General features: G+C 54.4%; 6 protein-coding genes. 3 read left to right on the plus strand and 3 right to left on the minus strand.

Translation table 11 applies throughout. The annotated features are described in order from the left end of the window. The coding region (locus ASE89_RS09370; protein WP_168427614.1) for an FxDxF family PEP-CTERM protein at positions 1-510 on the minus strand (510 nt) is incomplete at its 3' end. A gap of 858 nt (positions 511-1,368) precedes the next feature. Here ASE89_RS09370 and ASE89_RS19715 point away from each other — a divergent pair. Together ASE89_RS19715 and ASE89_RS09375 are read left to right on the plus strand one after the other, a co-directional pair. Further along, the gene (locus ASE89_RS19715) at positions 1,369-2,004 is read left to right on the plus strand and encodes a PEPxxWA-CTERM sorting domain-containing protein (protein WP_082451371.1); all 636 of its coding nucleotides are present in this window, start codon (positions 1,369-1,371) and stop codon (positions 2,002-2,004) included. 795 nt (positions 2,005-2,799) lie between these two features. After that, positions 2,800-2,979, plus strand: coding sequence for a hypothetical protein (locus ASE89_RS09375; protein ID WP_056676628.1), 180 nt, complete (start codon positions 2,800-2,802; stop codon positions 2,977-2,979). A 1,259-nt stretch (positions 2,980-4,238) separates the two neighbouring features. Here the strand turns inward: ASE89_RS09375 and ASE89_RS20775 are convergent. Both ASE89_RS20775 and ASE89_RS19725 read right to left on the minus strand, forming a co-directional pair. Continuing rightward, complete coding sequence (locus tag ASE89_RS20775; protein WP_168427615.1) at positions 4,239-4,694, minus strand: GGDEF domain-containing protein; 456 nt, start codon at positions 4,692-4,694, stop codon at positions 4,239-4,241. Between the two features lie 503 nt (positions 4,695-5,197). Continuing rightward, positions 5,198-5,953 carry a Crp/Fnr family transcriptional regulator gene (locus tag ASE89_RS19725; RefSeq protein ID WP_156363393.1) on the minus strand — a complete coding sequence of 252 codons (756 nt, stop codon included), beginning with the start codon at positions 5,951-5,953 and terminating at the stop codon, positions 5,198-5,200. Between the two features lie 815 nt (positions 5,954-6,768). Here ASE89_RS19725 and ASE89_RS20335 point away from each other — a divergent pair. Continuing rightward, on the plus strand, positions 6,769-7,131 hold the full coding sequence (locus tag ASE89_RS20335) for a hypothetical protein (protein WP_156363394.1): 363 nt from the start codon (positions 6,769-6,771) through the stop codon (positions 7,129-7,131). Positions 7,132-7,996 lie beyond the last annotated feature (865 nt).

The raw sequence follows: 7,996 nt of genomic DNA on the forward strand, positions 1-7,996 counted from the left end.
TGATGAGCCGATACCGCCGATACCGAACAGCATGATTGCCCAAGTACCGGCCTCGGGAACTGCTGCCGTCGGCTCAAAGGTTGCGGTCCCGGCATAGGAGCCGTTGCCACGCGACATGCCGTTCACGACGATCTTGTTCGTCTCACCCGATGAGATCGCGACGTTGTTGATCTCGAAGAACTCGGCGTTGCCGACGATGGTCTTTGTGGCCGCAAAGCCATTGATGAACACCGACAGAATGTCGAGATCGGTCGAGCTCTTCAGGCGCGTGGTGTTGGTGCTCAGCGTGCCGCTAGCCAGACCGGTCTGGTCGATGATGAAGTTGAAGGTATCTGTGAACGAGCCCTTCGCGATGCCCGAACGACCGAAATCTGCCGAAACAGTACCGTCCGTGATATCACCGCTTACGGTGAACCCGGGGTTACCCGGAACAAAATTCACTGCGTGAGCTGCTGGGGCCATCGCGAATGCGGATACGAATGCCATTGTCGAAAAAAGTACACGCTTCATGATGATCTCCTTTACCGGGTGTCGAGAGAACAGGTATCGGGGGCCATATTGATATGCAAACGGGCATGTTGCTTCAAAATAGCCGCCACCCAGCCTTTGTGCGGTTTCGGGACAGCTGCGCCTCTCCATTAGAAAACGCTTTTAGCCAGCGATGATCTTTGCGGTTACTGTGAAGAGGTTGACGCAATACAATGGTTAACACGGCCGATTGGTAAAAGCTCGCTCACCATCTTCGAAAATCGCGTCAACCGAACAACTAATGCGTTCGGCCGGTACCGTCAGATACCTGCGTTAATAGTGACAATCCCTATTGTTTAGCACAGCGTTAATATATTATTGCAATTCTCTAGTCACAGGCATGCCGCCCAGCAAGCGAATAAGATCGCTGTGCCTGTGGCTAGATTGTCATGATCATGAGCAACTATGCTCACCGTGGCCTATGTCTTGTTATTAGTATGAATGCCTAATTTTCTCGAACCGAGCGCCTTCATCGCTTGTACGGCTTGTCGAAGATCGAATAACGCATTTCGGGCCCTTTTTCTGTTCAACATCCATCGATCGGCGCCAGCAGCGTTATGGTCCAGACCATAGATCTGATCTGTCGCTGTGGACGGCATAAGGAGGTCAACGTCGACACTCACCCGAGGACTGATGCAGCGCCATCTCCGCATGAACGTATACCAGCTCAATTTGACCCCGGAGATACTGCCACCCGCCTAGACAATTTTGACCGCTAGCACCTTTGCTTATTGAAAGCTGCAAATTGGGGCGCTGGCAATACGATGAACGGCGCATTAATTGTCTTGTGCAAGTAAACAGCCTCGGTTACCTTTCGGCAAAAGGGTGAGGAGAATCGGCATGAAGTTGATGAAACTTAGCTTGTCCGCTCTATGCGCGATGGTCGCGGCGGGCGTATCGGTACCCAGCGAAGCAACAGTCATCGTCGCAAGCTTTTCGGGGAAGCTTACATCTGCTCAAAACAACACGTATGACGATCCATCAATTCCATCGTCAGACTTCTTCAGGATAGGGCAGGCGTTTTCCGGAAGCTTTTCGTATGATACCGATAAACCCATCGAAAACGATGGGGATTTTTCGCTCTTAGATTTGCAGACGTTCAACGTTATTATCGGCGGCGTTGACTTTTCCAGTCGATTTCTCCCTCGTTTGACTGGACGATCGGCCGATGGCGGGGTCGAATTTCTTGCTGGTGGTGCAAGCCAAGGAGGTAGTACTTCCATAAGTCTCAATTTGAGCTCATTTTTCGGAAATTATCCTACTGCTAACGAGCTGAATGGAAGAACAGCCAGCTTCTTTTACGGTGATTATACCCCGCTGGGTGGGGTGGTTTCTGGCGACGCTCTTCTAAGCGTTGAGGGCGCCACTAGCCCGGTACCCGAGCCGGCAACATGGCTGTTTATGGTCGCTGGGTTCGGGGTTGTCGGTTATGGAATGCGGCGACGTCGCGTTTTGTTTACGCCGGCGCATTCCTAGCGTGTCGCTTATTTGAGTGCCGTTTGGTTTGCGGCTCGCACGAATACCGGCGCAAGCAGCAAACCGGTTGAGAACAAATAAAGAACATTGTAGTTCGCACGTACCTTGAATCGAATTGAGGGTACGTATCAATGACTATGCAGACGCCGCGAGCGCGGCTCCCCGAACTCGCCAGAGCGCAGGGCAGGAGTTTAGCTAGCCTTTCGACGATAATCGGGCGTAACGCCGCTTACCTAAACCAATTCGTTTTGCGAGGTACGCCGCGAAGGCTGCCGGAGGACGAGCGCCGCCACCTAGCGATCGTGCTCAACGTCGACGAGCGGGAGCTGGGCGCGCGCGATCCCTGGTCACCCGGCTGTGGCGTATAAGAGCCTTCGGACCTTTCAGAGTGCGCGAGGCAAGATGCATTGTTGCGCATTAGGTGCGGCTGCGGCCGGGAAGTCTGGAAAGCCCCTGCGGAATTCACCACGCCGGGGGCTGAGCGCTCCAAGGTCCGAGGATACATTGAGATTAACGATCTGACCGAACGCCTGCTCTGCCGATGCGGCCGGAAAGGCGCCGCCATTGCCGTCGTGACTGATCCAACCGTGCCCCCAGGTGTCCCCGCGCTCGCCTTTCTTCGCGCCGACGACAGGGAACGGAGGCGGTTGATACGGATCGCGAGAGGTTAGCCCCTGCATCTGGGTGAGGCTGACGGTTGTTCGACAGCTTAATCCTGATGCCGACAATGGAGGTGGTCAGTTCGTCCATGACGATGGTTTGCCCGGATCGGTTGCCCGCGCATAGGTTCGCCGAATGATGAGCGACCGGGAGGTATGGTTGAAAGCGTGGGACGTCGTCCGGACGCATGGCGCGCTGGAGTCCGCGCCTGTTGTCGCCACGCTGCTCGACATATTGGGCGATGATCCTCACCACTCTGATTGGGCGCGCGTTGCTGCGGCTGTCGATGCGATCAACGAAGGGGTGTTGCAATAGTGTGGCGTAACGAACGCCTTTGCTTCGCTGTTTAGTGGGCGGGCTGCTTGAAACTGCGCACGACGCTATGCAAAAGAGCAGTGAGAAACCCTTGCCCTTGCTTCTCAGGCTTACACTGATGAGATGCTGGTAAAGGATATGCCGCGGTCGTGAACGCAAAAAATGCCCGGCTCGAAAAGCCGGGCATTTTTAAAACTCAGCCGGTATGAGGTCAACTTTTGTCTTAGTAACGCATTGCATCGAAAGATGAAGGATACGCCAATAATGACAATGACTATTTCCAAGCTGATGTAAAACTTACCCCCGGACGGGCTTACCGATTGGCCAGTAGCGCATTTGAACCCCCTAAGATTAACGTGCTTGTCTTTCGACAAGGGAATTCATGCATTAGAACTGTTTAATAATTGCAACTTCATGCGGTTAAAGTCTATTAACTGCAAAATTCTGCTGCCGATGTTGCCCGCGCGTTGCTGACTTCGGTATATGCGCCCGATCGACGCAGCTGCCGCAAAATGCCGTTGAATCAGGCCGTCACACTCTGCGTCCGACCGATTTCGTTATCCTGCTGCGCGCCCTCCCAAACATCACGAGGGGCCCGCGCTCGCGGCAGTGATGCCAGAGACAGCGCAGGGCTAGACGGACCGCTAATGTGCCTACACGACCGTTAGCGGTCTCACTGAGCGTGGCTCGCAGATCTTGGACCATCAGGTCTGTGCACCGGGTGCCGCGGAAATCCGGACGCGGTCGCTCTGCCCTTAAGATAAATCCCATAATCAATCTATAACATGATACGTTAGACCATTCAGGCACCTGCGGCCTGACGATAGGAGATGGATGGTCGTCGTACTGGATACTGAGTGCTTTACCGCGACGCCCTGGAAAAGCTGCGTTCGGCTTGAAGGAGCAGGAATCACGCTGACCCTTTCCCCCGCAGCGGCCATCAAACTCGCGGACTCGCTTATAGACGCGAGCGCTGTGGCCCTAGGGCAGGTGGCGATGAAGGAAGCTGGGCTGCGACTTAAGCCTGACTGATTGTGATCACACTTGAAAAGTTCACTGTATGAACTGATCGTTTGATGCTTGCGATTCAGCTGTTGCACTGGTTGTATATGGTGCAAAGGTGTGCGTTGCGAGATACTAGAACGAGTCAACCACAACAGGTGTTACGCCTCAAAAGCAGCCTTGTGTAAAGCATCGCTTTCTATTTCGCTTTAACGAGGGCGCTTATTACTAGTTCATCATGTTCGTGTTGATTGTCACTACGACACCGTAGACTTCTTGATCGACTTTGCTTCGTACATGATCTTATCAGCAGTTTGAATGGCCTGCTCAAAGTCGCTTCCTGTGGCAGCGCCCAAGCTACACGTTGCACGCCACTGTGAGGTTTCCAGCGCAGCTATCAACGCCTGATGGATGCTGCTAGACTTTCGGTTACCCGCGGCCTCGTCTCGAACTGTTAAGCAAAACGCAAATTCATCACCTCCAAGGCGTGCAGTGATATCGTAAGGCCGAACGGACGCGCTGAGTGCATGGGCGACGATACGCAGCACCTCATCGCCTGCGGCATGTCCATACTGGTCGTTTACCGCCTTAAATCCATCCAAGTCTATCACGCCACACAAAAGGATCCTGCGATCTCGAGCAGCCGAAGACTCCTGTCGCTTGCCCTCACGTTGAAAGGACCTTCGGTTGCCCAGCCCCGTGAGTGGGTCCATCAACGCGTTCCTGCTCTCGTGGTCGAACGCTCGACGGAAGGCACTCACGAGGAGGATTATAAAGATCACTCCGAGGACAAGCATCGAGGCATTCCAAGCAGCCGCTGCGGCAGTAATAGAGGTTGCCCTATCTGACAGTTGATCGGCGAAGCCATTTAAATGTAGCGTTGTGACAATTGCCGAGGTGCCGGCTATGAGGCCGGCGATCCGTCCGAAGCACCAAGTCGTTAGACATAGTGGAACAAGGTAAGCTGAGTTCAACGAGTAGAGCGGGCCCGTCACAGCATCGAGGACAAAAAGACCCGCCCAAATCGGCGTGATCCATGCGAGAGCAGACATAGGGCTTAAGCGTGCAGACTTTCGCATTACGATTTCTAACAGCGTTGTTTCCGCGCTGCGGCGAGCCCTTAATGGAAAACTATCAAATCTAGCTGCTTTCCGTCGAGCTATGCGCGCGCGCATGTCAGCGGGTATTTTCCGTTCAGCGCCGGTCGCTCGATCCGTCATTGGGAATGTCCGAGTGTAGCGGCCTTCTGATCGAGTTGGAGGTAGCGGCGGTTAAAGCCTGCTACGCTTTTGAGCAGGTCCCAGGCAGGAGACGAAATGAGGTGGCGGTCTTGCTCGAGAAGGCCATCCTTTATCAGGCCCTTGATCGTTCTGTTGACGTGAACCGCTGTCAATCCGACAGCATCGCCAATCTGTTGCTGCGTCAAAGGCAACCTAAATGGCTGACCTTCTGCTAGCCGGTATGGATCGAGCCTACTCGCAAGCTCGCAGAACAGATGCGCTATCCGCGCTCGGGCATTACGGCGTCCGATATTCACAATCCACTCGCGAGAAATTGAGGCCTCGATCAGAGCACTTGCCATTATCGCATTCGAAATGATCGGGCGCTCGCAGGTCAACCTTCGGATTAACGTCTCGTCTACTGCGGCTACCATACAGTGCGCTGTCGCCTGCACGCTGCAATCATTATACGCGAATTGCATATGCTGAATGTTGATTATATCGCCCGGTAGTCTAAAGCCGACAATCTGGCGGAATCCGTCACTCGTAACTTTATATGCAATAGCGAAACCCGAGACAAGAACCTGGAATTCCGTACAAGTTGCGTCGTTCTTTATTATATGTTTACCGGGATTATAGGAATATAACGAAAACGGGAGCGCAACTATGGCCGCACGATCATCGTCTGCTAAGGCTAAGTTTAAAGCAAACTTCTCAAGCATCGGCGAAAGTGCGGCACCAAAGGTCTGCAAAAAACTGTCCTAACAGAATGCGTGCAAGACCACGCGCCCCTAACTTCGACGTCTTAATTTCGCGTCTCGTTGTACCTAGCACGTACTAACGGTCTATGAACGCAGTAAATGTGCCTCAGAACGACACCATATTCTATGAGTAATTCAAGCCGCGACGCGGGCCTCGAAGCGCCATTCTGAGGCCCTGTTATGGAGACGCTGCTTCAAACTTGCAAAATATTTCGACACGATGACTGGGCGCTGCACTGCTGCGCTGGACGCTACTCAGAAGGTGTCTTGGCTCGCGGGGCGTCATACCTTGCCTGGAGTGGGCAACCGCGCATAGTCCTAGGATATGGCTTCACCGGCAGTGCATCCCAATGTCATCAAGTTCCGCGATGATCGTAGTTGGCTAGAGGCATACGAGCAAACCGATAGGAATGACGGCGATCCGATAGCGGACGCGCTGACGATCGAGATTAGGCGGCGTAAGCTCGGGCTATGACGAGCACTCGAGAAGTTTGACTTAAGGCGATGACGAGCGTCAAGGCACGTAGGCTATTTGCAGCAGAGCCGTTGGTCGGTACCTTGCTGCAAATCGCGTACGCCGAAGCTGACATCGGCGATTGGGCGCGTGTTGCTCTGCCGCTGTCGACACGATCAAGACGGGCGGATGCATTAACTCGACCTGCGGTATGATCGTTCATAGAATGCTGCCGTGGCAAGTGTGTCATAACGAGAACTTGCGAGGGGCGGTGGGCCTTTGCAATGCGCTATGGGACGAGGTTAAATCCAGACATAACCAGTCCTTAGCAACCCTGACGGACGATAGCCCCATGAACACCTATCGCCGCCCGATGGCCAATGCTGGCGACAATCCGCTTGATCGGCGGTGCTCAAACCGAACGTGCATGAGCCATCCGGCCGCACTCATAACGGCTCTTGGAGATAAGCATTCGGCAATCATTCAGAACGTGTCTACTCTGGGATTCAAAATTCGCTCAGAATACGGGGTCACTGTCGGACGGTTTCTCTCAATCGATATACCGGGGCTGGCTACGTACGCTGGTTGGGTAGCCTGGTCTTATCGCGATCAATTCGGGCTCGACGTGGCTAACGCCATTCCGGAGCCGGTTATCAAACACATCATCGCGATGGCCGCCCAGGCAGGCGAAGGTCCAGCCCCAGGCTTTTCCTGATGATTGAACGGGCGTCGCCGCAGCGATGAATGCGACCGCCGCTGGTCGGTGGCATCAGAGCCCAAGGTGTATCCGCATAAACCGGGCAAAGCGTGAAGAGACACCATAGCCGACGGAAGTTGCCAGGATAATGGCGATTGGGAGGCCCCAAACGACCGCAAGTACGCCGTACAGAATCATCATGCGGGAATGATGGCAGAAATACTGGTCGCGACTAGTTAAAATTCATTCTAGGGGGCGAGGGTGTAGCGAAACCAAGCCAGTGCCTACGACATCGTAACGTCGTGCGCGGGTGAGTGGCAGAAAGTCTTCGGGTAGCACAGCTGCACTAGTTTGCAACCGGCGGCCTAAGTTATGCAGTCGCCGAACCGCCCCAAGCGCTCTACCTGCCCGCGGACCAGTCGCTGCTGCTTCGGTAAAACGCCCGGCTCTTTCGAACCGGGCGCCCTGATCACTTAATTGGCTTGTCGACGATCCAATAACGCATTTTCGGTCCCCTTCTCGGCTGATAGAAAACGCCGACCATCTCGGCGCAGCCAACTTAAAAGGATAATATTTCATTAATACTGCTTGATAGCAGTGTATTGCCGCCCGTACGACGATCTGGTGTCCTCGAGAGGCAGGCTGAGCAATCTACAGGAAAATTCTTCGTGCGGTTGCACCCCGCAGGTGCCGGCAACGTTCGGTGCAGGGAGTGCGGCAAGCGTCCGAAGACCGCGCGGCCGGGGCGGCTGCACCGCGGCGAGGTATCGATGTGGCCGATTCAACGAATCTCCATCATGCCCACGATGCTCAATCAATAAGGATCGAGCCGAGCACGGGGGTGGCATGCTCCTGCAGCACGGCCGCGGCGTTGCGCAGCGCG

It is taken from the genome of Sphingomonas sp. Leaf30 (assembly GCF_001422525.1).
In the GTDB taxonomy this organism is placed as follows: domain Bacteria; phylum Pseudomonadota; class Alphaproteobacteria; order Sphingomonadales; family Sphingomonadaceae; genus Sphingomonas; species Sphingomonas aerolata.